Source organism: Gammaproteobacteria bacterium, from assembly GCA_037388465.1.
GTDB lineage: Bacteria > Pseudomonadota > Gammaproteobacteria > SpSt-1174 > SpSt-1174 > JARRKE01.
This window is the reverse complement of the sequence record JARRKE010000007.1, coordinates 35,076-59,828: the sequence shown is the minus strand read 5'-3', so window position 1 is coordinate 59,828 and position 24,753 is coordinate 35,076. Positions and strand designations below refer to the sequence as shown.

27 protein-coding genes are annotated in these 24,753 nt (G+C 62.2%); 6 read left to right on the top strand and 21 right to left on the bottom strand.

Translation table 11 applies throughout. The features are described from left to right. Positions 1–131, bottom strand: a 131-nt coding sequence (locus tag P8Y64_02795) for a ribulose-phosphate 3-epimerase (GenBank protein ID MEJ2059404.1), incomplete at its 3' end; no start/stop codon positions are given. 138 nt (positions 132–269) lie between these two features. Here P8Y64_02795 and P8Y64_02790 point away from each other — a divergent pair. Together P8Y64_02790 and P8Y64_02785 are read left to right on the top strand one after the other, a co-directional pair. Further along, a complete protein-coding gene (locus P8Y64_02790; protein MEJ2059403.1) occupies positions 270–734 on the top strand; it encodes a CopD family protein in 465 nt (154 codons plus the stop codon). 186 nt (positions 735–920) lie between these two features. After that, positions 921–1,499, top strand: a complete 579-nt coding sequence (locus P8Y64_02785) for an outer membrane beta-barrel protein (GenBank protein MEJ2059402.1) — start codon at positions 921–923, stop codon at positions 1,497–1,499. Here P8Y64_02785 and P8Y64_02780 read toward each other — a convergent pair. From P8Y64_02780 to P8Y64_02740, 9 genes are all read right to left on the bottom strand, one after another. Then, positions 1,496–2,713, bottom strand: coding sequence for a patatin-like phospholipase family protein (locus tag P8Y64_02780; GenBank protein MEJ2059401.1), 1,218 nt, complete (start codon positions 2,711–2,713; stop codon positions 1,496–1,498). The genes P8Y64_02785 and P8Y64_02780 overlap by 4 nt on opposite strands. 125 nt (positions 2,714–2,838) lie before the next feature. Beyond that, positions 2,839–3,507, bottom strand: coding sequence for an energy-coupling factor ABC transporter permease (locus tag P8Y64_02775; protein ID MEJ2059400.1), 669 nt, complete (start codon positions 3,505–3,507; stop codon positions 2,839–2,841). A 24-nt stretch (positions 3,508–3,531) separates the two neighbouring features. Then, positions 3,532–3,948, bottom strand: a complete 417-nt coding sequence (locus tag P8Y64_02770) for a hypothetical protein (protein ID MEJ2059399.1) — start codon at positions 3,946–3,948, stop codon at positions 3,532–3,534. Positions 3,949–4,045: 97 nt separating this feature from the next. Further along, positions 4,046–4,678 (bottom strand): carbonic anhydrase, encoded by a 633-nt coding sequence (locus P8Y64_02765; protein MEJ2059398.1) that lies wholly within the window; start codon positions 4,676–4,678, stop codon positions 4,046–4,048. A gap of 5 nt (positions 4,679–4,683) precedes the next feature. After that, positions 4,684–7,026: a VWA domain-containing protein gene (locus tag P8Y64_02760; protein MEJ2059397.1), complete on the bottom strand. Its 2,343-nt coding sequence runs from the start codon at positions 7,024–7,026 to the stop codon at positions 4,684–4,686. Positions 7,027–7,028: 2 nt separating this feature from the next. Then, positions 7,029–7,655 carry a methyltransferase gene (locus tag P8Y64_02755; protein ID MEJ2059396.1) on the bottom strand — a complete coding sequence of 209 codons (627 nt, stop codon included), beginning with the start codon at positions 7,653–7,655 and terminating at the stop codon, positions 7,029–7,031. Positions 7,656–7,662: 7 nt separating this feature from the next. Beyond that, complete coding sequence (locus P8Y64_02750) at positions 7,663–8,469, bottom strand: CbbQ/NirQ/NorQ/GpvN family protein (GenBank protein MEJ2059395.1); 807 nt, start codon at positions 8,467–8,469, stop codon at positions 7,663–7,665. A gap of 185 nt (positions 8,470–8,654) precedes the next feature. Then, a complete protein-coding gene (locus tag P8Y64_02745) occupies positions 8,655–9,011 on the bottom strand; it encodes a ribulose bisphosphate carboxylase small subunit (protein ID MEJ2059394.1) in 357 nt (118 codons plus the stop codon). 86 nt (positions 9,012–9,097) lie between these two features. After that, positions 9,098–10,519 carry a form I ribulose bisphosphate carboxylase large subunit gene (locus tag P8Y64_02740; GenBank protein ID MEJ2059393.1) on the bottom strand — a complete coding sequence of 474 codons (1,422 nt, stop codon included), beginning with the start codon at positions 10,517–10,519 and terminating at the stop codon, positions 9,098–9,100. A gap of 167 nt (positions 10,520–10,686) precedes the next feature. On the opposite strand from P8Y64_02740, the gene P8Y64_02735 reads away from it, so the two are divergent. Continuing rightward, complete coding sequence (locus tag P8Y64_02735) at positions 10,687–11,613, top strand: LysR family transcriptional regulator (protein MEJ2059392.1); 927 nt, start codon at positions 10,687–10,689, stop codon at positions 11,611–11,613. Positions 11,614–11,658: 45 nt separating this feature from the next. Here the strand turns inward: P8Y64_02735 and P8Y64_02730 are convergent, their stop codons facing one another. Genes P8Y64_02730 through P8Y64_02710 form a run of 5 tightly spaced genes read right to left on the bottom strand, consistent with a single transcriptional unit; the run spans position 11,659 to position 16,331 of the window. Continuing rightward, positions 11,659–12,798 carry a 5-(carboxyamino)imidazole ribonucleotide synthase gene (locus P8Y64_02730; GenBank protein ID MEJ2059391.1) on the bottom strand — a complete coding sequence of 380 codons (1,140 nt, stop codon included), beginning with the start codon at positions 12,796–12,798 and terminating at the stop codon, positions 11,659–11,661. Beyond that, positions 12,795–13,292, bottom strand: coding sequence for a 5-(carboxyamino)imidazole ribonucleotide mutase (gene purE / locus P8Y64_02725; protein ID MEJ2059390.1), 498 nt, complete (start codon positions 13,290–13,292; stop codon positions 12,795–12,797). The genes P8Y64_02730 and purE overlap by 4 nt, the downstream gene beginning before the upstream one ends. A gap of 3 nt (positions 13,293–13,295) precedes the next feature. Then, positions 13,296–14,399 carry a TRAP transporter substrate-binding protein DctP gene (gene dctP, locus P8Y64_02720; GenBank protein MEJ2059389.1) on the bottom strand — a complete coding sequence of 368 codons (1,104 nt, stop codon included), beginning with the start codon at positions 14,397–14,399 and terminating at the stop codon, positions 13,296–13,298. A gap of 46 nt (positions 14,400–14,445) precedes the next feature. Further along, positions 14,446–15,768 carry a TRAP transporter large permease subunit gene (locus tag P8Y64_02715; GenBank protein MEJ2059388.1) on the bottom strand — a complete coding sequence of 441 codons (1,323 nt, stop codon included), beginning with the start codon at positions 15,766–15,768 and terminating at the stop codon, positions 14,446–14,448. Further along, entirely contained in the window at positions 15,765–16,331 is a 567-nt protein-coding gene (locus tag P8Y64_02710; GenBank protein ID MEJ2059387.1) for a TRAP transporter small permease subunit, read from the bottom strand. Before P8Y64_02710 ends, P8Y64_02715 begins: the two co-directional genes overlap by 4 nt. 124 nt (positions 16,332–16,455) lie before the next feature. Between P8Y64_02710 and P8Y64_02705 the strand changes: the two genes are divergently transcribed. Both P8Y64_02705 and P8Y64_02700 read left to right on the top strand, forming a co-directional pair. Then, positions 16,456–16,893 (top strand): phosphate-starvation-inducible PsiE family protein, encoded by a 438-nt coding sequence (locus P8Y64_02705; GenBank protein ID MEJ2059386.1) that lies wholly within the window; start codon positions 16,456–16,458, stop codon positions 16,891–16,893. After that, positions 16,886–17,776, top strand: a complete 891-nt coding sequence (locus tag P8Y64_02700; GenBank protein ID MEJ2059385.1) for a phosphoribosylaminoimidazolesuccinocarboxamide synthase — start codon at positions 16,886–16,888, stop codon at positions 17,774–17,776. The genes P8Y64_02705 and P8Y64_02700 overlap by 8 nt, the downstream gene beginning before the upstream one ends. A gap of 138 nt (positions 17,777–17,914) precedes the next feature. On the opposite strand, the gene P8Y64_02695 is transcribed toward P8Y64_02700, so the two are convergent. Continuing rightward, positions 17,915–18,430 carry a thioesterase family protein gene (locus P8Y64_02695; GenBank protein MEJ2059384.1) on the bottom strand — a complete coding sequence of 172 codons (516 nt, stop codon included), beginning with the start codon at positions 18,428–18,430 and terminating at the stop codon, positions 17,915–17,917. Between the two features lie 53 nt (positions 18,431–18,483). On the opposite strand from P8Y64_02695, the gene bioD reads away from it, so the two are divergent. Continuing rightward, positions 18,484–19,224 (top strand): dethiobiotin synthase, encoded by a 741-nt coding sequence (bioD, locus tag P8Y64_02690; protein MEJ2059383.1) that lies wholly within the window; start codon positions 18,484–18,486, stop codon positions 19,222–19,224. Positions 19,225–19,251: 27 nt separating this feature from the next. Here bioD and P8Y64_02685 read toward each other — a convergent pair whose 3' ends face one another. The 5 genes from P8Y64_02685 to gap form a co-directional block, all read right to left on the bottom strand. Continuing rightward, positions 19,252–19,653: a CPCC family cysteine-rich protein gene (locus P8Y64_02685; GenBank protein ID MEJ2059382.1), complete on the bottom strand. Its 402-nt coding sequence runs from the start codon at positions 19,651–19,653 to the stop codon at positions 19,252–19,254. Positions 19,654–19,767: 114 nt separating this feature from the next. Then, on the bottom strand, positions 19,768–20,832 hold the full coding sequence (fba, locus tag P8Y64_02680; GenBank protein ID MEJ2059381.1) for a fructose-bisphosphate aldolase class II: 1,065 nt from the start codon (positions 20,830–20,832) through the stop codon (positions 19,768–19,770). 66 nt (positions 20,833–20,898) lie between these two features. Next, positions 20,899–22,344: a pyruvate kinase gene (gene pyk, locus P8Y64_02675; protein ID MEJ2059380.1), complete on the bottom strand. Its 1,446-nt coding sequence runs from the start codon at positions 22,342–22,344 to the stop codon at positions 20,899–20,901. Between the two features lie 78 nt (positions 22,345–22,422). After that, the gene (locus tag P8Y64_02670) at positions 22,423–23,601 is read right to left on the bottom strand and encodes a phosphoglycerate kinase (protein ID MEJ2059379.1); all 1,179 of its coding nucleotides are present in this window, start codon (positions 23,599–23,601) and stop codon (positions 22,423–22,425) included. 130 nt (positions 23,602–23,731) lie between these two features. Then, a complete protein-coding gene (gap, locus tag P8Y64_02665) occupies positions 23,732–24,739 on the bottom strand; it encodes a type I glyceraldehyde-3-phosphate dehydrogenase (protein MEJ2059378.1) in 1,008 nt (335 codons plus the stop codon). Between the last annotated feature and the right edge of the window lie 14 nt (positions 24,740–24,753).

Sequence of the window (24,753 nt, the reverse complement as noted above, 5' to 3'; positions counted from 1 at the left end):
ACGTAGTGGTTGTCCATGACATCGAAATGGACGATGTCGGCGCCCGCCTTCAGGACGTTGTCGACCTCCTCGCCCAGGCGCGCGAAATCCGCGGACAGGATGGAGGGTGCAATCAGATTGTCGTTAGCCATGATCCGACCCATATTTAAGCGTTTTTAGAGGGGCGCACTTTACCCGATCAGGGCGACTATTTCAGCCTTACGACTTGTCCGGATGCAGGCCCTTACCGCAGAATGAGGGCCATTTTTCTACCCGAGGAAACAGGCAATATGAATCTCACCCTGCCCCTTGCCCTGCACGTCCTCTCCGTCACCATCTGGGTCGGCGGTATGTTCTTCGCCTACATGGCCTTGCGCCCCGTCGCCACGTCGCAGCTGCAGCCCCCCGAACGCCTGAGGCTGTGGGCCGGCACGTTCGCCAAATTCTTTCCCTGGGTCTGGGTCGCCGTCGTCCTGATCCTGGCCACCGGTTACTGGATGCTGCTCGGTCCGCTGGGCGGGATGAAAGCCGCACCGCCCTACGTCCACATCATGAACGGCATCGGCATTCTGATGATGCTGATCTACTTCCATGTATTTTTCGCACCGTACAAACGCCTTCGGCGCGCGGTAGCCGGCGAGGAATGGAAATCCGGGGGCGTAGCCCTGGGTCAGATTCGCAAACTGATCGGCCTCAACCTGAGTCTCGGGCTGATCAACATCGTCGTGGCGACGCTTGGCCGCAGCCTATTTTGACGCCCTGGCCCACCCGGAAGCGCCAAAACTTAAGAAAACACGCTCAATAATTGCAATAACCGTTTGAATTGCCGATGCTTCTGGGCTATATTCCAGCGCAGAGCTAGGCACCCCAAGGGAGAGGCGGATCCCTGTGTTCCGCGCCCGACCAACACAAGACCATATCCGAACCCGCGGAGTAAGGGCATGAAAATCAAATACCTGCTGCTGATCACCACCCTGTTGGCTTCCGGTCCGGCGCTCGCCGAAATGCCGCGCATGTATTTCGGCCTCGCAGGGGGCGTGGGCAATGTCCACCTGGACAACAACACGGGCTATTTCGCCAATAACACGCTCGATTACAACGTCTACAAGGCCAAAATCGGCCTGGACATCCTGCCCTACCTGGGCGTGGAACTGCACGGCGGTGTACGCGACGGCGAAGGCGACAAGACCCTGCGCAGCTTCTACGGCGCCTTCGTACGCGGCAACCTGCCCTTCAAGGACGTCAACGTCTACGCCCTCGCCGGCGGCGGCTACCTGACCAGCCACTTCATCAAGAAGGGTAGCGACAGCGTGAACGACAACCTGAGCACGGTTGCCTACGGAGCCGGCATAGAGCTGTTCGGCGCCCCCAACACCGCCGTCTCGCTCGAATGGGTCCGCTACAACCAGGGCAAGATCAAGGAAGTCAACGGCATCAGCCTGCCCACCAAGGTCGATTCCTCCTTCGACACCTGGACCATCGGCTTCGTGCACCATTTCGGCGCCCCGCGCTTCCGCTAGGCACCAACCTCTTCGGATCGACTTACCGGCCCCGCCTTTCCGGCGGGGCCGGTCTCGTCTTCGATCCCCAGAAAACGCCGCAGCGCCTCCCGCTGCGCCATTGCATCCCGGTAGCCGAGATCGATCAAGGCACCGCAGTAATTGCCGTCAAACAGCAGATAGCTGGTCAATTCCTCGCCCTGTTTGCGCCGCACGCCAATCCCACGCAACAGATGACGCACCGTCCCGGGAAACGCGCCGATATAGTCCTGCGCCATCTCGGCGAGATTGCGGCTCGGGGTGATCACCAGGGTATCGATCTGCCGCAGCGGAACGCTCATCCCCCCCGCATCACCTGACCCCAGGGTCTTCAGGGTCAGATTGATGCGTTCCAGGCGCTCCAGGTCGGTACCCAGACTGTCCATGAACAGGGTGTCCAGCACATGGCCCGCAATCTGTCCGATGCCGGGATACGCCATGCGCCCGGGCTGATGGGGTGTTTCGGTTTCATGCTGCACGCCGACGACCAGCACCCGGTCCGCCCCCAAATGCAAAGCGGGCGAGATGGGCGCGGTCTGGCGCATGGAGCCGTCGCCGTAATAGCGGCCGTCGATTTCCTCCGCCGGGAACACCAGCGGGATGGCCGTGGAGGCCTTGAGATGAGCGTAGTGAATCTCTGCCGGCCGGCCGATGCGCCGCGCCCTGCTCCAGCCGGCCAGTTCTTCGACACCCTGAAAGTAGCTGATCGAGCGCCCGCTGTGATAACTGCAGACGGTCACCGCCAGCGCCGTCAGCATGCCCGCATCGATCGCCTGCTGGACGCGGATCAGGGGAATGTGCCCTTCGAGCAATGCCTGCAACGGCGAGTTATCGAGCAGCGAACGTGGATTGAGCCCGCCGATACCACCCAGCAGTAGCGCTGCGACCCAGTGCAGGCCGTGTCTGAGGACATGCAGCGGCTCGGTACGCAAAATCTGGCTGACCACCATGTTGCGCCACACGGCTTCGAGATGCTCCGCGCCGCGATGAAAGTGCAGTGCGGAAGAGGCCAATGCGGCCGCATTGATGGCGCCGGCGGACGAGCCGCACAGGATGGGAAACGGATTGGGCGCATTACGTGGCAACAACTCGGCCACCGCCTTGACGATACCAACCTGATACGCGGCGCGGGCGCCGCCGCCGGCAAGAATCAAGGCGGTTTTTCCACGTCCGGGCTGGGTGGCCATGCCTGTCATGTCGTGGCTCTCCGCTCTTCCTTAGATTATGGCTCGCAAGAAGAACATCGGCCACTTGCGTGGCGCCACCCGCCACGATGGTGGCGTTTTATTGGCTGGAATCTATTCCGACAGACCGCGCCGCGTCAGTTCGCGTCCAGGTAACGTTCGCGGTCGAAGCAGGCGACCCACTGTGGTTTGAGGACCACGACGACCGTCATGATCATGCCGTTGAGCAAGGCCTCGGGCAACAACACCAGTGGCAGGTAGGCCAGGTAATCGCGCACCAGGGTGTGCAGCGGATACGCATTGTTGATCAGCAACAAACCGGTGAACAGCAGGGTGCTGAGCAGGATCGCGATAATGGCGTTGAAGAACACCGTAAAAAAGATATACACGGCAAAGTGGTTAGGCAGCTTGCGGTCGGCCAGACGATACAAGGCATAGGTCACCGCCACCGGTACGACCATGGTGATCAGGGCATTGACCGAAAACACCGACCAGTGCAGATCGGAAAACAGCCAGCCCTGGACCAGCAGGGCGGCGGTGCCGGCGATCACCGCCAGTTGCCAGCCGAACACCAGCGTCAGCGCCGTAAGTCCGAGATAGTGCAGATCCAGTCCCGGCTCGACCCCGGCCCGCAGGCTCCACAAGGCGACCAGCGCGCCGATGGATATGAGGTACATATTCAGCTGTTCGCTGTGCAGCAGACGCCGCCACGGCGCCAGGCGCACGGCCTGCGCCAGCACGACCACGTAAATCGTATCGTCCAGCAGGCGGAAATCGCCGAAGACCTGATCCGGGGTGATATTCATAGCGGGTAATGATGGACTACCGGGTCAATGCCGGTCGAGCTTGTGTACCGAGGCCGTTGTCGCACCCTGCGTCGCACGGGAACGCTGCTCCAGTACGAGCAACGCCTTGGCGAACTCGCCCTGCAGGAATTTCATCGTTTCGTAGCCCTTGATCTGATTGATCTCAACCATGAACGGCACCGGCTCGTGCAACGCATCGCGCGCCTGGGGACGAAATTCACGCCAGGCCAGCTCAACCGAACGGTCGCCCTGGCCGTCCACGAAGATGATTTCCTCCGCGTCGATCACCGCCATGTACTGGATGGCCCGGATAGGCACGAACAGGCAGTTGCGACCGCAGCGGCTCAGCAAGAGATGGGCGCGGTTATAGATGTCGGCCGGCAGCGTGCTGGCAATGCGCTCCAACACCGTTCCGCGCCGAAAGGTTTCCCGTATATCCATTGAAACCCTCCTCCCAGCCAGCGCCTGGTGAGACGACGTTCCACACCGGACCGGCGTATGTTCATCATCCCCCGTTTGCCGGCGGGGTGCCAGAGGGCTACGGCGTCAGTACGTGGAAGGCGTCATCGGCCGTATCGTGGCCCAGCAAACGGCCTTCCACGAGGTCGAAATACCAGCCGTGCAGCTGGAGCCGGCCGCTTTCCAGCCGTTCCTCGATCCAGGGAAAGGTCTTCAGGTTGATCAGCGACTGCTTGATGGATTCCAATTCACAGCATTGGGCACGCTCGGCCGGATCGGCGGACGGTCCCAGTTGCCGGTTCGTCTTCTCCAGCGCGGGCTTGGCCAGCGAGACCCATCGGCCGATAAAGCCGCCCGTATCCGAAGGACCGTCAATCAGCGCCTGAATGCCGCCACAACGTGCATGCCCCATGACGATCACGTGTTCCACGCCGAGCTGGCAGATCGCGTATTCCAATGCGGCACTGGTGCCGTGATAGGTACCGCTTTCCTCGCAGGGCGGCACCAGATTCGCGACGTTGCGGATCACGAACAGATCCCCCGGATTGCAGTCCAGCATCAGCGAGGGATCGACCCGCGAGTCCGAGCAGGCCACCAGCACAATGCGCGGCGACTGGCCGCGTTCCACCAGCTGACGGAACTTCCTGCTCTCCCGGTACTGACGTGAACTCAGGCCGGCGAATCCTGCAATCAGGCTAGCGATAGGATCCATCCCGATCAGCTCGTGAGGCTCGCGAACAACGAGGGTAGACGCTCGGGCAGGCGCTGCACGTGATCGACCACGGTGTAGCCGTTCGGCCCGAAAATGCGCGAGACGTAGTCGTCAGCATGGGGGTCCAGGGTCAGGCAGTAGGTGCGGATGCCCTCACGCCCCAGTTCATCCACAGCCTTCTTAGTGTCGTGGCGCAGGTACTGCGGGTCCTTGACGTCGATATCCGCCGGCTCGCCGTCGGACACCAGCAGCAGCAGCTTCTTTTGCTGCGGCTGGTGCGAAAGATAATGGGCCGCATGCCGGAACGCGGCGCCCATACGCGTGGAATAGCCGCCCTTCATGCCGGCCAGGCGGGCGCGCACCTCATCGTCGTAGGGTGCATCGAAATCCTTGAACCGGTAGTACTGGACGTCATGGCGACTGTCGGAGGCAAAACCGTGAATGGCGAAGGGGTCGCCGATGCCGTCCACCGCCCAGGACAGCAATGCGGTGGCCTCGCGCGCCAGCTGGATGACCGGCCGGTCGGAATCGCCCAACACCTCGTTGGTGGATTCGGACAGGTCGAGCAGCACCAACACGGCCAGATCGCGCAGTTTGCGCTCGTAACGGATGTTAATGCGCTGGTCGGGCATCTCGCCCATGCGCAGATCGATCATCGCGCGTATGGCGGCATTGATGTCGATCTCGTCGCCGTCCTCCTGATGGCGTTTGCGTATGATGCCCTGGGGAATCAGGGCGTCGATGATGTGGCGCAGGCGACTGGCGATCGGCTTGTGCTCGACCAGTATCTGGTCGATGTCTTCCGGGTCGCCCTTGGACTGGCGCTTTTCCAGCACCGTCACCCAGTCGGGTCGGTACAGCTGCACCTGGTAGTCCCACTCGTTGTAGTGATAGGGCTCCGAGACGGGTTCCTTGCCCTCCATCTCGTTGTAGCTGACGCCGTTGTCCTCGTACGGGAACAGTTCCGTCTCCAGGCGCCAGATTTCCTGCGCATCGTCGCCGGCCAGTTCGCAGTCGACCTCGTTGGCCATCTCGATCGCGGATACCGTCTTGCGCACCTGCCGCTGGCTGGCCGGAACGTACTCGGCCGTTTCGTCCCAGACATTTTCCGCGAATTCCCAGATGATGCGGTTATCGTCGCGATAGGGAATGTTCAGGGTCTGCTCCAGCAGACGCAGCGAAGGTACGGACAGGTGCTCGTTGAGGCGGTTGTAGAGCGTCACACCGATATCCCAGGAAAGCTGGCTGTTTGTCGCATCCTGGGATATCCGGGTATTGAACTCCTCCACCGTCTCGCCGATCAGCGGGTCGTCCCCGGGCTGTGCCTGACCGGCCAGCAGCGCACCGGCCAAACGTTCCAGCACGGCGACGGCCGGGTCCACATCGCCTTCGCGCGGCAAATCGTGGAACTGACGCCACAGTTTGCGCAGGCCGGGGAATTCGGCGATGGCGAGATGTTCGACGCGCGCGTCCTCGATCATGCCGATCAGGAACATCTGCACCGGATTCAGCGCCTCGGCAGAGATCGGCGCCAGAGTGTACGACAGGTGAGCCGCGGCATGGGCACAGGCGGCACGGTACAGTTCCAGGCCGGGGATGCCGTTGACGTCGTCATAAGCGTCCGGCACGTGCACCACGCCCTGCTCCAGGAAAGGTCGCATACCTTCGCGGCTCTCGTAGTCGCCGGAGGTCGGGCGCAGGAAGAAATCCCGGCCCCACAGGGCGCGCAGGTAGAAATTGAGTTTGCGTTGGGTATCGACAAACAACGTGCCGCGCCGTTCCTGCTGCAGCATCTTCTGGCTGTCCGGTGATTCCAGGCTGAAGTAGGCGGTCTGCTTGGCGAAATCGCGCGCGTAGGCCTGGGCGCCCCACAACGCCCAGCGCCGCAAACCGCCCAGGGTGAGCTTGCCGAGCAACTCGTCCAGGCGCTCCAGCATGGGGCGCAGGCCACGCGGCACCTTGGCGGAAAGCTGGTGGATCAGCGCCAGGTATTTGATCAGCAGTTCGGAATCACCCAGGCGCCGGGCGGCGGTGGGCAGCGTACCGAGCATCAGACGGATCACCTCGCCACTGACCATGGAGGTCAGCTTCATGGCCGAGGTCACCACATCCGGGATGACACCGTCGCCCACCTCCTTGCACACGGCGGGCATGGATTCCAGCCAGGCGGCCACCAGATAGGGGCCGCGCCCCAGCTCGCAGAAGGCGCGCGCGCCTTCGAGATAGTTATGCTGCCCCTGCGGGCCCATGACGCGCGCGGCTTCATTGAAGCTCGCGTCGAAGACCTCCTTGACCTCCGGAGCACCGTTTAGGATGCAGTCCTCGTATTCGCTCAGATCGATTTTCATCGCTAACCCTCGCTTACGGCACCGGGCTTTTCGGCCCGGGGGTCACGCACGGCACAGGCAACCGTGTACTGCCTGCCCTGCTTGACCTTGTCGTAATTGCCGAACACTTCGCGCATGGCGCGGGCGAAGAATTCTCTCAAGCCGGTGATCGTGACCACGTAGAAACGTCCACCGGGGTTGAGGTGATGCCAGGCGTCATACAACAGGATGTAGAGCAGTTCCCGCCCGACCTTGGCCGGAATGTTCGAGGCCACCAGATCGAAACGCCGCTCACCCAGTTGTGCGAAGCCGTTGCTGAGTTGCGCCTCGCAGTTTTCCAGCCGGTTCGCCTCGATGTTTCGGCGCGCGTATTCCACGGCCACGAAATCCTTGTCCGCCAGCAGCGTGCGCCCCTGCGGCGCCATACTCGCCAGCGTCAGGCCGATCGGCCCGTAGCCGCAGCCCAGATCGAGGCAGTCCGCATCGGGCGCCACCTCGATATGCCGCAACAGCAGGCGGCTGCCTTCGTCGATTTCTCGCGGCGAGAACAGTCCCCAGGTGCTGCGAAAGCGGAACGCTCGACCATTCAGCGTCGCTTCGAAGACGATGTCCCGCTTTAGTTTGGAGACGTACTCCGCCAACGGACGCATGCGGATATCAGAAGTAGGTGCCGACCGCCGCGTCCAGCGTATCGCGCATGTCCGGGTCATCGGTAATCGGACGGACCAGGGTCATGGCACAGGCAGCCTGGGCATCGATGCCCTTGTTGATAAGTTGCCCTGCGTAGACCAGCAGACGGGTGGAGATACCCTCGTCCAGACCGTGCCCCTTGAGGTTGCGCGCACGGTGCGCGATCTGCACCAGCTTGCCCGCGGTCTCCGCATCGATCCCGGTTTCGTGGGCGACGATCTCGGTCTCGACCTCGGCCGAGGGATAGTCGAAGTCCAGGGCGCCGAAACGCTGCTTGGTCGACTGCTTCAGGTCCTTCATCAGGTTCTGATAACCGGGGTTGTAGGAGATCACCAGCTGGAAGTCCTCGTGTGCGGCAACCAGCTCGCCCTTTTTCTCGAGCGGCAGGGTGCGGCGGTGGTCGGTCAGCGGATGGATCACCACCGTGGTGTCCTGGCGTGCCTCGACCACCTCATCCAGGTAGCAGATGGCGCCAATGCGCGCGGCGATGGTCAGCGGGCCATCCTGCCAGCGCGTACCACTGGCGTCGAGCAGGAAGCGACCCACCAGATCGGAAGCAGTCATGTCCTCGTTACAGGCCACGGTGATCAGGGGGCGTCCCAGCTTGTACGCCATGTATTCGACGAAGCGCGACTTGCCGCAGCCAGTCGGGCCTTTCAGCATGACGGGCATGCGGGCCTGGTAAGCGGCCTCATAAAGATCGATCTCGTTGGCAACGGCCTTGTAGAAAGGCTCCTGCTCAATCTTGTACTGGTCGATGTTCTTATCACTCATGACAAAAACCCTCGGTTCACTCGTGAATCAAAAATGGCGAAACGTTCAAATGGTACAGGTCGGACCATGCAGCACGTACAGGTACGAGCCATAAACCCCGGCCTGCAACATCTGAAACTCAAGCAAAAAAATGCCCCTGTCCGGAGACCGGCCAGGGGCTCTATCAGACGCTAACCCTGACCGGATTAAGCGGCCTTGCCGCGGTAGATGACCATCGCGGCGCCCTGGGACTGCGCGAAGTTATCGTAACCGACCAGACGCACGTGATTGTTCGGGTGCGCCTTGTGGCAGGCTTCGGCTTCGGCCAGGATCTTATCGACGTCGGTCTCACCGAACATGGGCAGCTTCCACATGTACCAGTAATGGTCGAAGGAATTTTCCGGCTCGGTGTGTTCGATGGCCGGGTTCCAGCCCTTGCTGACGATGTACTCGACCTGCTTGCGAATCTGCTCGCTGTCCATGGCCGGCAGGTACGAGAAGGTCTCGAACTTGCGGCTGGACTCATCGGTCAAGCTCGACTTGTAATCTTGCATCTCGCTCATTGGTTGCTTCCTCAAATATCTGTTTCGGGATATCAAGCATTCGATTCAAGCTGCGGGGCGGGCAGCACCCGCCCCCGCTTGGGACATTACTTGTGGGCAACGTCCAGCTTGTCGACGGTGTCGAATTCGAACTTGATTTCCTTCCAGGTCTCCATCGCGGCCTTCAGCTCTGGGCTGCTCTTGGCCGCCTCGGTAAGGATCTCCTTGCCTTCCTTCTCCAGCTGACGGCCCTGGTTGCGGGCCTCGACGCAGGCTTCCAGCGCGACACGGTTGGCCGCGGCGCCGGCCGCGTTGCCCCAGGGGTGGCCCAGGGTACCGCCGCCGAACTGGAGCACCGAGTCATCACCGAAGATGGTGACCAGCGCAGGCATGTGCCAGACGTGGATGCCACCGGAGGCGACGGCGAAGGCGCCGGGCATGGAACCCCAGTCCTGATCGAAGAAGATGCCGCGGCTGCGGTCTTCCTTGACGTAGGACTCGCGCAGCAGGTCGATCCAGCCCAGAGTGGACTCGCGGTCGCCCTCGAGCTTGCCGACCACGGTGCCGGTGTGCAGGTGGTCACCGCCGGACAGACGCAGGATCTTGGTCAGCACACGGAAGTGGATACCGTGGTGCGGGTTGCGGTCGAGCACGGCGTGCATGGCGCGGTGGATATGCAGCAGCACTCCGTTGTCCTGACACCACTGGGCCAGACCGGTGTTGGCGCAGAAGCCACCGGTGATGTAGTCGTGCATGATGATCGGGGCACCGATCTCCTTGGCGTACTCGGCGCGCTTGAACATCTCGTCCGGGGTCGGCGCAGTGACGTTCAGGTAGTGACCCTTGCGCTCGCCGGTCTCGCGCTCGGCCTTGTCGATGGCCTCCATGACGAAGTCGAAACGCTGACGCCAGCGCATGAACGGCTGGGAGTTGACGTTCTCATCGTCCTTGGTGAAGTCCAGGCCGCCGCGCAGGCACTCGTACACGGCGCGGCCGTAGTTCTTGGCCGACAGGCCCAGCTTGGGCTTGATGGTGCAGCCCAGCATCGGACGGCCGTACTTGTTCATGATGTCGCGCTCGACCTGGATGCCGTGCGGCGGACCGTTACAGGTCATCACATAAGCGATGGGGAAGCGCACGTCTTCCAGACGCAGGGCGCGCACGGCCTTGAAACCGAACACGTTACCCACCAGCGAGGTGAACACGTTGACGACGGAGCCTTCCTCGAACAGGTCGATCGGGTAGGCGATGAAGGCATAGAAGCAGGTGTCGTCGCCGGGCACGTCCTCGATGGCATAGGCACGGCCCTTGTAGTAGTCCAGATCGGTCAGCAGGTCGGTCCACACCGTGGTCCAGGTACCGGTCGAAGACTCGGCGGCCACCGCGGCCGCGGCCTCTTCACGCGGCACACCCGGCTGCGGGGTGATCTTGAAGCACGCCAGGAGATCGGTTTCCTTGGGCGTGTAATCGGGCATCCAGTACGTTTCGCGGTATTCTTTAACACCCGCGCTGTAGCTCTTCACTGCCATGATGGCTTCCTCCCAAATAGGGGTTCAAAAAAATTCGGTGCACCCGATGCCGGGAAACTGCTGCTCCGGCCAAGTGGGAATGGAAGTATAGCAACGCGTTCCATCAACACAATTCAGGATTTATGATTATTACCATAAGTATTAATTTATGGTTTAATCTATTCATCATGCATCTCACCCTACGTCAGATTCAGGTTTTCGAGGCGGTGGCACGGCATCTGAGCTTCACCCGTGCGGCGGAGGAGCTGCATCTCACCCAGCCCGCGGTCTCCATGCAGGTCAAGCAGCTGGAGGACAATCTCGGCCTGCCGCTGTTCGAGCAGGTCGGCAAACGCATCTTTCTCACCGAGGCCGGTCAGGAAATGTTCGACTATGGCCGGCGCATCTCCGGTCTGGTCAAAGAGGCCGGCGACGTCATCGCCACCCTCAAGGGCGGGCAGCGCGGCCACCTCAATATCTCGGTGGCGACCACGGCCAATTACTTCACCACCCGCCTGCTGGCGGATTTCTCCCACCGCTTCGAAGGCGTCACGGTCAGCCTGGACGTCACCAACCGGGAAAGCCTGTTGCGGCAGCTGGAGAACAACGAAACCGACCTCGTCATCATGGGCGAACCGCCGTCCGGCATGGATCTGGAGGCCCTCGCCTTCATGGAAAACCCGCTGGTAATCGTCGCCTCTCCCGAACACCCGCTGGCCTCACGCCGCAACATTCCGTTGCAGGACCTCGCCGAGGAAACCTTCGTGGTGCGCGAACTGGGTTCGGGAACGCGGGGTGCGATCGAGCGGTTTTTCGCCCTTCACGGTATGCCCCTGCCGACCGGGATGGAGATGAGCAGTAACGAGGCCATCAAACAGGCGGTCGAAGCCGGTCTCGGTCTCGGCATCATCTCCATTCATACCGCCGCGCTGGAACTGGAAACCGGACGACTCGTCACGCTGGATGTGGAGGACTTCCCGATTATCCGCCACTGGTATCTGGTGTTCCGCAAGGGCAAGCGCCTGTCCCCGGTGGCGCTGGCGTTCCGCGCCTTTGTCCTGGACGAGGCCCGCGGTTACGCCAAGTCCCTCATACCGGCACGCCCGCAGGCGTGACGGGTCGCACCGAGCGAAGGGAAAAGGAATTTTAAAGAAGAGGGCTTAGCCCGCGAGTTGGCTGAACAGGGCGTCGGCCCGCGTCAGGGCATCGTCCACGTTGGTGTCCAGGACGCAGAAATGCCCCATCTTGCGGCCCGGACGGGCCTCGCGCTTGCCGTAGAGATGCAGCTTGGCGCTGGCATCGCTGAGCAGGGCCAGCCAGTCCGGCTGTGTCGCGCCCCACAAATCTCCCAGCAGGTTGACCATCACGACCGGCGACAGCAGGCGGGTATCGCCGAACGGCAGGCCGCAGACCATGCGCACCTGCTGCTCGAACTGGGAGGTGACGCAGGCATCGAGGGTGTAGTGACCGCTGTTGTGTGGCCGGGGCGCCAGCTCGTTCACCAGCAACTGCCCGTCGACGACAAAAAACTCCACCGCCAGCACACCGCAGTAATCCAAAGCGTCCGCCAGTTGCACCGCCATGACCTGCGCCTGATTCGCCAGCGCCTCGGGCACCCGGGCGGGCACGATACTGGTGTGCAGAATGCCCCCCACATGGCGATTCTCGGCCACCGGGTAACAGCGCGACTCGCCGTGGCAGTTGCGCGCCAGCACCACCGAGACCTCGCGTTCGAGTTGGACGCGCCGCTCCAGCACGCAGGGCACGCCCCCCAGGTCGGCAAAGCCCTGCTGTAATGTCGCCAGACTGTCGACGCCGACCTGCCCTTTGCCGTCGTAGCCCAGTGAAGCGCGCTTGAGAATGGCGGGTGCCCCGACGGCGGCGAAGGCCTGCTCCAGGTCCACCTCGCTCTCGACGGCATGAAACGGGGCCGTCGCCAGTCCGGTCTGCTGGATGAAGGTCTTTTCGTGAATGCGGTTCTGGGTCTTGGACAGCGCCGTCGCGGACGGACGCACCGGAACGCTTTGCGCCAGCCGCTCCATCACGGCGGCGGGGATGTTTTCGAACTCAGTGGTAATCGCCGCACACGTGGCGGCCAGCTGATCCAGCGCCCAGGTATCGGTATAGGCGGCGTGCAGGTGTTCGTCCGCCATGCGTCCCGCCGGACTGTCGGCGTCGGGATCGAGCACGACCACGTGATAACCCAGGGTACGGGCCGCGACCGTAAACATGCGGCCCAACTGCCCGCCACCCAGGATGCCGAGCGTGGCGCCCGGCAGGATAGGACCCGCCGAGCTCATTCCGCCGGCGGCAGCTGCATGCCCAGCACGCTGTCGCGCAGCGCCTGCCTGAAACCGTGCAGACGCTCGGCGAGCGCCTTGTCCTCGCCGGCCAGGATGGAGACGGCGAACAAGCCGGCGTTCGCCGCGCCGGCCTCGCCGATGGCAAAGGTCGCCACCGGCACGCCCTTGGGCATTTGCACGATGGAGAACAGCGAATCCTGCCCCTTGAGATAACGCGTCGGCACGGGCACCCCGAGGACGGGCAGCGCGGTCTTGGCCGCGAGCATGCCGGGCAGATGCGCGGCGCCGCCGGCGCCCGCGATCAGGCAACGCAGGCCGCGCGAGGCCGCATTCTCGGCGTACTCGAACAGCAGATCGGGCGTGCGATGCGCGGAAACCACCCGGTATTCATGCGGCACGCCGAAGTGTTCGAGCTGCTCGACCGCATGGCGCATCACGAACCAATCGCTGTCCGAGCCCATCACTACACCGACCAGAGGGTGCCCCGCCATGGATCAGAGATCCTTCAGGCCGGCCTGCGGAAAGGCAAAATCCGCAAAGCGCAGTTCGTTCGCATTGAACCAAGCGTACTCCATGTTGCGGAACTTGATCCAGTTCTCGAAGATCTGGCGCCAGGTCTTGTCCTTCTGGTTCAGTTCGCTGTAGATATCCATGGCGTGCTTCTGCGCGGCCTCGAGGATGTCGTTGCTGTAGGTCTCGAGCTTGACGCCCTTGGACAGCAGACTCTTGAGGGCCACCGGATTCAGGGCATCGTACTTGGACAGCATGTTCTGGTTCGCCTCGGCCGCCGCACAGGCCACCGCCGCCTGATACTCCTTGGGCAGCTTGTTCCAGGCATCCTGGTTGATGTACAGCGACAGCTGGGTGTTCGGCTCCCACCAGCTCGGCGCATAGTAATACTTGGCCACCTGGTAAAAGCCCAGCTTCTCGTCATCGTACGGGCCGACAAATTCGGTGGCATCGATGACGCCACGCTCCAGCGCAGGGTAGATATCCCCGCCGGCCAGGGTCTGCACATTCACGCCCATGCGGGCCATGACCTGGCCACCGAAACCGGGAATACGCATCTTGATGCCGTTCAGGGCCTTCAGATTCGGCACAGGTTTGCGGAACCAGCCGCCCATCTGGCCGCCAGTGTTGCCGGCCGGCAGCGAGCGAATGTTGAACTGCGAGAACACCAGCTTGTTCAGCAGGTCGTTGCCGCCGTTGTGCATCTGCCAGGCGTACTGCTGGCGGGCGTTGAAACCGAACGGCAGGGTCGAATCGAAAGCCAACGACGGATTCTTGCCGATGTAGTAATAAGAAGCGGTATGGCCCATCTGCGTCGTGCCCTGGGACACGGCATCCAGCACCTGCAGGCCGCCCACGATCTCGCCCGCCGCGTAGGGGCGGATCTGGAACTTGCCGTCGGTCAGCTCGGCCACACGCTTGGCGACATCGGTCGCGCCGCCGTAGATCGTATCCAGACTGACCGGCCAGCTGGTCGCCATGCGCCAGCGCAGACGGGGGCTGTCCGCCTTCACGTAAGGCGCCGCCGCCAGACCTGCACCTGCGACGGCACCGGTACCCACCTTCTTGAGAAAGTCTCTGCGTTTCATGTTCTTATCTCCTCCTCAATCAACTCCGGCCCGCAGCGTCTGAGCCTCAGGCTCCCAACAGGTGTACCAACTGCGGGAAGAAAATGACCAATGCCAGCCCGATGAGCTGGATGGCGATGAAGGGCAGTACACCACGATAAATCTGCCCCGTGCTTATCGAGGGAGGGGTCACTCCCCGCAAATAGAATAGCGAAAACCCGAAGGGCGGGGTAAGGAAAGATGTCTGCAGGTTCATGGCGATCATCACCCCGAACCAGAGCATGTCGACGCCCATGTGCGCCGCCGAGGGCGCCAGCAGCGGCAGCACGATAAACGCGATCTCGAAGAAATCGATAAAGAAACCCAGGATAAAGATCACCAGGTTGGCCATCAGCAAAAAGCCGATCTCGCCGCCGGGCATGCTGGTCAGGAAGCTGTCGACCCACAGGTCGCCGTTGAAGCCGCGGAACACCAGCGAGAAGGCCCGCGAACCGACCAGGATAAACAACACCATGGCCGTCAGACGGGTGGTGACATCCATGGTGCCGAGCAGGGTTTTCAGGTTCAGGCGGCGATTGACGGCGGCCAGAATCATCGCACCGACCGCGCCGAAGGCGCCCGCCTCCGTCGGGGTGGCGATCCCGGCGAAAATCGAGCCGAGCACGGCCAGGATCAGCGCCAGCGGCGGGATCATCACCAGACCGACCCGGCGCATCAGGTCGCCGCGGTCCTTGGCCCGTGCCTCCTCAGGCAGGGCCGGCGCGGTTTCAGGCCGAAAATAGGCCACGCCGCCCGCGTACAAGGCGTACATCCCGGCCAGCAACAAGCCGGGCAGCAACGCCCCCAGGAACAGGCTGCCCACCGAAACGCCCAGTTGGTCGCCCAGAACGATCAGGACGATACTCGGCGGAATGACCTGCCCCAGGGTGCCCGAGGCGGCGATGATGCCGGTGGAGAGCTTTTTGTCGTAGCCGTAGCGCATCATGACCGGCAGGGAGATCATGCCCATCGCCACCACGGTCGCCCCGACCACGCCGGTGGCCGCCGCCAGCAGGGTACCGACCACCACCACGGAAAGTGCCAGCCCACCGCGCAAAGAGCCGAACAGCTGGCCCATGGTCTTCAACAGGTCCTCGGCCAGCCCCGATTTCTCCAGCATGGTCCCCATATAGATAAAGAAGGGCACCGCCAGCAGGGTGTAGTTGTCCATGATGCGGAACACCTGCTGCGGCAGCGCCTGCAGCCAGGACGCATCGAAATACCCCATCCAGATGCCGAGCGGCACGAAGGCCAGGGCCGTGCCGCCCAGAGCAAACGCCACCGGATAACCACTGAATATGAACAACAGCGCGACGAGGAACATCACCCCGCCGATCCAGTCGACGCTCACAGATTGGGCTCCTTGGTATCGTTTTCTTCGGGGAACATGTCCGGTATCAGGCCGCGGATCACGGCCACCGCCTTGATGATCTGCGAGACGCCCTGGAGGATCAGCAGCACGAAGGCGACCGGCACCACTGTTTTGATCGGATAGCGCGGCAGCCCGCCCGGGTTGGAAGAGGTCTCATGGATACGCCAGGAGAACTCCACCCAGTGCAGCGACAGCCAGAACACGAGGATGGAGAACGGCAGCAGAAAGACGAGGGTGCCGATCAGGTCTATCCAGGCACGCCCCTTGGGGGAGAACCGCGCATAGATGATATCGACCCGCACATGGGCGTTCTTCTGCAGGGCGTAGGATGCGCCCAGCATGAAGATGGCGCCGAAGAAATACCACTGCAGCTCGAGATAGGCATTCGAACTCAGATTGTGACCGATGAAACCGCCCAGATAACGGACCGTGGCGTTGTAAACGCCGACCAGGATCATCAGCAGGACCAGCCAGAAGATGAGCCGCCCGATCCAGCCATTGAAGACGTCGATCGCACGTGAGACTTTGAGGAGCGCGGACATGATTATTCTTTAAAAGGCCGGCCAAAACGGCGAATGCTAGACCCGCCCTGCGCGCCCGTCAATTCGCTGACGGCAGTAAATCCGGTGCTTGTGGCGAACCAACGGTCTCACTATCATGCCTCGCATGACCGACTCCAACCGCAACACCGCACCTCGCTGGGCCCGCAAAAGCCTCGATTTCATTCAGATCGGCGCGCTCATCATTATCGCCATTGCCACCATCATCGCCGGCGGCCAGGAAATCTACCTCATGGCCGAGGCCCGCGAAGTCACCCTGGCCGACCTGCTGTTGCTGTTCATTTACCTCGAGGTCTTCACCATGGTCGCGGTGTACATGACCTCCGGCGCACTGCCGGTACGTATGCCACTGTACATCGCCATCGTCGCACTGGCGCGGCACCTGATCCTGGATACCAAACACATGACCGAATGGCAGCTGCTGGCCGTCAGCGCCGGCATGCTGCTCATCGCCTGCGCCATCCTGGTGATCCGTTACGGTCACGTCCGCTTCCCCTACGAAAAATCGCTCGACCGCACCATCTCCAACGACCGCGATGACTGAATCCACGACGTTGTTCGAAAGCAGCGTATCCAGCCTGCCGCTGATCGCGCGCGGCAAGGTGCGTGACATTTACGCCGTGGGCGAAGAGGAGATGCTCATCGTCACCACGGACCGGCTTTCCGCCTTCGATGTCATACTGCCCACCCCGATTCCGGGCAAAGGCCGGGTGCTCACCCAAATCTCGAACTTCTGGTTCGACAAGCTGCAACACATCGTGCCGAACCACCTGACCGGACGGGACCTCGCCGAGGTGCTGCCGGACACCGAGGAACGCCGCCCCCTCGAAGGACGCAGCGTCATCGTGCGCCGCCTCAAACCCCTGCCGATCGAAGCTATCGTGCGCGGCTACCTGATCGGTTCGGGATGGAAGGAATACCGCCAGACAGGCAGCGTGTGCGGCATCCCCCTGCCGGACAACCTGGAACAGGCCGGGCGCCTGCCTGAACCGATTTTCACCCCATCGACCAAGGCCGAGGCCGGCGACCACGATATCAACATCGATTTCGCTGCCGCCGCGGAACTCCTGGGGCCGGCACTGGCCGCGCAAGTCCGCGATGTCAGCCTCGCCCTGTATCGGGAAGCCGCCGCCTACGCCCTGGAGCGCGGCATCATCATCGCCGACACCAAGTTCGAATTCGGCCTCGACGAAGACGGCACCCTGTACTTGATCGACGAGGCGCTGACGCCCGATTCGTCCCGCTTCTGGCCGGCCGACCAGTATCGGCCGGGCATCAGCCCGCCCTCGTTCGACAAGCAGTTCGTGCGCGACTATCTGGAAACCCTGGACTGGGACAAGACCGCGCCCGGCCCCGAACTGCCGGCCGACATCGCAGCAAAAACCGCGCAAAAATACGCCGAGGCCCTGCACCGCCTTACGGCTTAGTAGGCTGTTATTGTCGCTCAGGTGAGTGCGAGAGAAGGAAAAATCGGGCGAAAAAGCGCAGTTTACAAACTGTAAATGAGCATTTTGAGCCTGCTTTTGACGCCCTATCGTGCCACATGAGTAGACAACAACAGCCTGCTAGGTCCGGTGGGGATGCCCTTCCACCCAGGCAGCGACCGCCTCGGGCATGGGCGGTGAAGGGTTCTGCCAGCCGACCGCCTCCAGCAACTTCCGGGTCTCCACCCGTTCGCGCCCGCGGCGGAACTGCCCTTTGACCACGGCCTGCGCCATGGGCTTGCCTCGGCTTTCGAAGCGTTGTTCCAGAAATACCCACGCCTCGTCCCAGCACAACACGCGGGTACGCAGGGTATATCGTTGCCATGGCGCGAGCGGGCGCAGATAGCGTATATCGATGGCCGCCACCACCGGATACCAGCGTCGTCTGCGCATCTCCCTGAACAAGCCGGTACGCAGAATGAGATCCATGCGTCCCAGATCCATGAGGGTGAGATAGCGCCCGTTGTTCATGTGAAGGTTGGTGTCCAGGTCCGTCGGCCAGACACGCAGGTTCAGACCACAGGCGTCCAACAGGCCCGCCGCACCGCGTCGCCCTGCCGTAAGCCAAAACCACAGCAGCCTTAAATAAAGATTCATGCGCTATGCTCCTTGCCGCCTGACGCCTTCCAGAATAAACGCGGCTTGTTAGAATGACTCGCCGAGCCATCTACAAGCATCTATTCACCCGCCACATGCAGACCTCGCCCGCCAAGACCGGCATCTTCGTCACCGCCACCGACACCGAAGTCGGCAAGACCGAAACGGGGACCCTGGTTACGCAATTTTTAACCGCACAGGGCTACCGGGTCGCCGTACGCAAACCCGTCGAATCGGGATGCACCGAAAATGAGAACGGTGAACTGGAACCGGCGGACGCTCACCGCCTGTGGGATGCCGCTGGCAGGCGTGAAGACCTGATGCGCGTCTGCCCCATCCGCCTGCGCCACGCACTCTCGCCCGCACGGGCCGCAGCGCTCGAGTCGGTGCCGTTGACCCTGGATCATCTGCAATCCGCCTGCGCTGCCGATGCGCAGGATTTTCTCTGGGTCGAGGGGGCCGGCGGCTTTTATTCACCGCTGGCACAGGATGGACTGAATGCCGACCTGGCGCAGCGCCTGGACCTGCCCCTCCTGCTGGTGAGCCCCGACCGGCTGGGTACCATCAACCATGTGCTGCTGTGTGCCGAGGCGATCGCCCATCGCGGGCTGAAACTCGCCGCGGTGATTCTGAACCAGGTGACGCCCGAACCGCTGCCGGACGGCATGGACAATCTGAACGAGATCCGTCCCCGGGTCTCCTGCCCCGTGATCCGTCTGCCTTTCCGGGCCGGGATGGATGCCGTCAGCGTTCAAGCGCTGGCCGGCGCCGTGCTTGGCGCGCAGTCTGACTAGCGCGCCCGCAGCGACAACACGTTATCGCTATCCAACGATGCGCCGCCAGTAGGTCGAGCGCCAGTAATACAGCACCGTGGCATCCTGCACCGGATAGGAATCGGCGTAGTTCACGCCGCGCCGGGGTTCCTCGACGTTGTCGCGCGCGACGTCCAGCGGACGCCAATGCTCGTCCCTTCCTTCGGACTCGAAAGGCATCCGCGTCAGACCGGCATTGCGTTTTTCCGCCGCCCCACAGGTTTGATAATTGTCCTGGGCGTCTTTCAGAGAGACCCAGTTGGCCACATTGGGCATCAACGGGAAACGCAGCTGCGCGAGATTGTCTTCCCAGCCGCAGATGGGACAGACCTGACCGCTGCCGGGATCCATGGTGAACACCATGTAACCGCAGCAAGGGCATGGGAAATCGGGGGTTCCGTGGTCATACATAGTGCTTCAACCATACGCTACCCCGGCGCGTCTTTCATACACCGTAACCAGAAATAGGCCGAATAAAAAAGGGCGGCCCAAAGCCGCCCTTTTCGAAACCCGAAGATCGTTCGCTCAGTTGACCTTGGGGTCCAGCTCGCCGCTCTTGTAGCGCTCGACCATCTGCTCCAGAGAAACGGGCTTGATCTTGCTGGCCATGCCGGCGCAGCCGAAGGCCTCGTAACGGGCCACGCAGATATCCTTCATCGCCTGGGTGGAGGCCTTGAGGAACTTGCGCGGATCGAAGTTGGAGGGGTTTTCCGCCAAGAACTTGCGGACCGCTCCGGTGGAGGCCATGCGCAGATCGGTATCGATGTTGACCTTGCGCACGCCGTTCTTGATGCCTTCCTGGATCTCCTCGACCGGCACACCATAGGTCTGGCCCATGTCGCCGCCGAAGCTGTTGATGATCTCCAGCCAATCCTGCGGCACCGAGGAAGAACCGTGCATTACCAGATGAACGTTGGGAATGCGCTGATGGATTTCCTTCACGCGGTCGATGCGCAGCACCTTGCCGGTGGGTTTCTGGGTGAACTTGTAGGCACCGTGGGACGTGCCGATGGCGATCGCCAGGGCATCCACGCCGGTCTTGGTCACGAAATCTGCCGCCTGCTCCGGATCGGTCAGCAGCATGTCCATGTCCAGCTTGCCCTCGGCACCATGACCATCCTCTTCACCCATCATGCCGGTTTCCAGGGAGCCCAGGCAGCCCAGCTCGCCCTCGACGGACACACCGCCGGCGTGCGCGATCTGCACCACCTGACGGGTCACGTCAACGTTGTACTCGTAGGAGGCCGGGGTCTTCATGTCGGGCATCAGGGAGCCATCCATCATGACCGAAGTGAAACCGGACTGGATGGAGCGCAGGCACACGGCAGGTTCGGCGCCGTGATCCTGATGCATCACCACTGGGATGTGGGGATACATCTCAACGGCCGCCAGGATCAGATGACGCAGGAAAGGTTCGCCGGCATAGGAACGCGCACCAGCGGAACCCTGCATGATCACCGGCGAATCGACCTGGTCGGCGGCCTGCATGATCGCATGCACTTGTTCCATGTTGTTGACGTTGAAGGCGGGCATGCCGTAACCATGCTCTGCGGCATGGTCGAGCAGCTGTCGCATTGAGATAAGGGCCATGTTGACCTCCTGCTTATGATGTATGAAAAGGGTTAGTGTCCGCCGAAGGGCTCCGGGCGGGTGATCTTAGTCGACAGCATGTTCCGAGAGGGAGCCTACCCGCACGATCTTCATGGCATTTGTACCGCCCATAACGCCCGCGAGGTCCCCTTTGGTGATGATGACCAAATCACCCTCCTGAACCACGTTCTGCCCCTGCAGCAAGGACACTGCCTGCTGGTTCGCCTCGGCATGGCTAGAAGCCACCGTCTCGAACATCACGGGGTAAACGCCCCGGAAAAGGCTTAACTTTCTACTCGTCTGTTCATGCCTCGTCAAGGCGTAGATCGGGATGCCCGAACTGATACGCGACATCCACGCGGTGGTGGCGCCAGACTCGGTCAGTGCCGCGATCGCCTTCACGCCCAAATGGTTTGCGGTGTACATGGTGGCCATGGCAATGGCCTCGTCGACCCGCTCAAAGCATGAATCGATACGATGCTCGGAAACCCGGGCGCTGCGCTGGCGCTCGGCCGCTTCGCAGATACGCCCCATCGCGTCGACCACTTTGGCGGGATAACGACCGGTTGCGGTTTCACCGGAAAGCATGACCGCATCGGTGCCGTCCAGCACCGCGTTCGCCACGTCGAACACCTCGGCACGGGTCGGGATCGGGTTCTGAATCATGGTCTCCATCATCTGCGTCGCGGTGATGGCGACCCGGTTCATGACGCGGGCCTGATGGATCAGACGCTTCTGGACGGCGGGCAGTTCGGCATCGCCAATCTCCACACCGAGATCGCCGCGCGCAATCATGATGACATCGGAGGCATCGATGATTTCATCGATGACCTCCAACGCCTCGGCGCGCTCGATCTTGGCCACGATACCGCCGTGCCCGCCCGCATCACGCAGCAACTGACGGGCCTCGTTGATGTCCGCAGCCGAGCGCGGGAAGGAAACGGCGAGGTAATCGACGCCGATTTCGGCGGCAAGCTTGATGTCCTGCTTGTCCTTCTCGGTCAGCGCGGCCGCCGACAGACCGCCGCCCTGACGATTGATGCCCTTGTTGTTGGACAACACGCCGCCCACCACGACCCGGGTGCGGATCTCGGCGCCGACGACCTCCTTGACCTCCAGCACCAGCCGTCCGTCGTCAAGCAGCAATGTGTCGCCTGCATGGACGTCCTCGGTCAAGGCCTTGTAGGTAAGGCCGACGCGTTCCTGATTTCCCTCGTCACGCCCCAATGCGGCATCGAGCACGAAATCCGCGCCCTCGGCCAGATTGACACTGCCTTCCGCGAAACGGTCGATACGGATCTTGGGCCCCTGCAGGTCGCCGAGGATCGCCACCACGCGTTTTTGCTTCGCTGCCGCGTCGAGCACCAGTTGGGCGCGCTTTTTGTGATCTTCGGGGTTGCCGTGCGAGAAATTCAAACGCACTACATCGACGCCGGCGCGAATCAGCGCATCGATGGCGGCGGGCGTGTCGGTGGCGGGACCGAGGGTGGCGACGATTTTCGTTCTGCGCATAGTGGTGTTTGTCCCGGAGGATAAGGAAGGGCGGCAATCCGCCCTCCGAAATGGCCGCAAGTGCGGACCCGAACAGCCTCAGCCCTTGGCGCGCTCCTCGAGAATCGCCACAGCCGGCAGTTTCTTGCCTTCGAGGAATTCGAGGAAGGCGCCGCCACCCGTGGAGATGTAGGACACGCGATCGGCAATATCGTACTTGTCGACTGCGGCCAGGGTATCGCCGCCACCGGCAATGGAAAAGGCGTCCGACTCAGCAATCGCCAGCGACAGGGCCTTGGTACCCGCCCCGAACTGGTCGAACTCGAACACGCCCACCGGACCGTTCCAGACGATGGTGCCGGCCTTTTTGAGGATCTCGGCAAACTGCTTGGAGGTTTCGGGACCGACATCGAAGATCATATCGTCGTCGGACACCTCGGCCGTTACCTTGGTTTCGGCAGCGGCGGACTCGGAAAATTCCTTGCCGCACACCACGTCGACCGGCACCGGGATGTCGGCACCGCGCGAGCGTGCATCTTCGCTGAGCTTCTTGCAGGTATCGATCAGGTCGGCCTCGTAGAGGGACTTGCCGACGTTGTAACCCGCCGCCGCGATAAAGGTGTTGGCGATGCCGCCGCCCACGATCAGCTGGTCGACCACCTGGGACAGCGACTCCAGCACGGTCAGCTTGGTGGACACCTTGGAGCCGCCGACGATGGCGACCAGGGGGCGGGCCGGGTTGTCCAGCGCCTTGCCCAGCGCCTCGAGCTCACCGGCCAGCAGCGGACCGGCGCAAGCCACCGGCGCGTACTTGGCCACACCGTGGGTGGAGGCCTGGGCGCGATGCGCGGTACCGAAGGCATCCATCACGTACACGTCGCACAGGGCGGCGTATTTGCGCGACAGATCGTCGTCGTTCTTCTTTTCGCCCGCGTTGAAGCGCACGTTCTCGAGAATCACCACCTCGCCGTCGGCAACCTCCACACCATCGAGATATTCCTTGGCCAGCCGGACCTGCTTGCCCAGTAGCCCGCCGAGATGGTCGGCCACCGGCTTGAGAGAGAACTGTTCGTCATAGACGCCTTCCTCGGGGCGACCGAGATGGGACATCAACATCACCTTCGCACCCGCCTTCATGGCGAGTTCGATGGTGGGCAGCGAAGCACGGATACGCTGGTCGGAAGTCACCTTGCCGTCTTTCAGCGGCACGTTCAGATCGGCGCGGATCAGCACACGCTTGCCGGCGAGATCGAGGTCGGTGAGTTTGATAAAGGACATGGTGGACACTCCTTGAAGATTAAAGACCTTTGGTAACAGGACGGTTACCGAAAGTCTCTGCGATCAAGCAGCCGGGAGAGGGACAGGCCCATGCGATAGAGCATGGGCCTGTCCCGACACTCAGAGCCGGTTAGTTGGCGGCGACGTGCTGCACGAAACGCAGCATGTTGCAGGTGTAACCGTACTCGTTGTCGTACCAGGACACGACCTTGACGAAGGTGCCGTCCAGCGCGATGCCGGCCCCGGCATCGAAGGTGGAAGGCGCGGAGTTGCCGCGGAAGTCGGTGGAAACCACCTTCTCCTCGGTGTAACCCAGCACACCCTTCAGCTCGCCTTCGGAAGCCGACTTCATGGCGGCGCAGATGGCGTCGTAGGAGGCATCCTTGTCGAGCTCGACGGTCAGATCGACCACGGAAACATCGGAGGTCGGCACGCGCATGGACATGCCGGTCAGCTTACCGTTCAGGTCGGGCAGCACCTTGCCGACGGCCTTGGCGGCGCCGGTGGAGGACGGGATGATGTTCTCCAGGATGCCGCGGCCGCCGCGCCAATCCTTCATGGACGGGCCGTCGACAGTCTTCTGAGTCGCGGTGGCGGCGTGCACGGTGGTCATCAGGCCACGCTTGATGCCGAAGTTGTCGTGCAGCACCTTGGCGACCGGCGCCAGGCAGTTGGTGGTGCAGGAAGCGGCGGAGACGATAGCCTGGCCGGCATAGGTCGCGTGGTTGACGCCGTAGACGAACATCGGGGTGGCATCCTTCGAGGGGGCGCTCTGCACCACCTTCTTGGCACCAGCTTCGATGTGCTTCTGGCAGGTTTCCTCGGTCAGGAAGAAACCGGTGCTCTCGATCACCAGTTCGGCGCCGACCTCGTCCCACTTCAGGTTGGCCGGATCGCGCTCGGCGGTCAGGCGGATCTTCTTGCCGTTGACGATCAGGTTGTTGCCTTCGACGGCAACGTCTCCCTTAAAGCGGCCGTGCACGGAATCGTGCTTCAGCATGTAAGCCAGGTAATCGGGCTCCAGCAGGTCGTTGATAGCGACGACTTCCATATCACCGAACTCGCTTTCCTGGGCGATGGCGCGGAACGCCATGCGGCCGATACGGCCGAACCCGTTGATCCCCACTTTCACAGTCATAGTTTTCTCCTGAG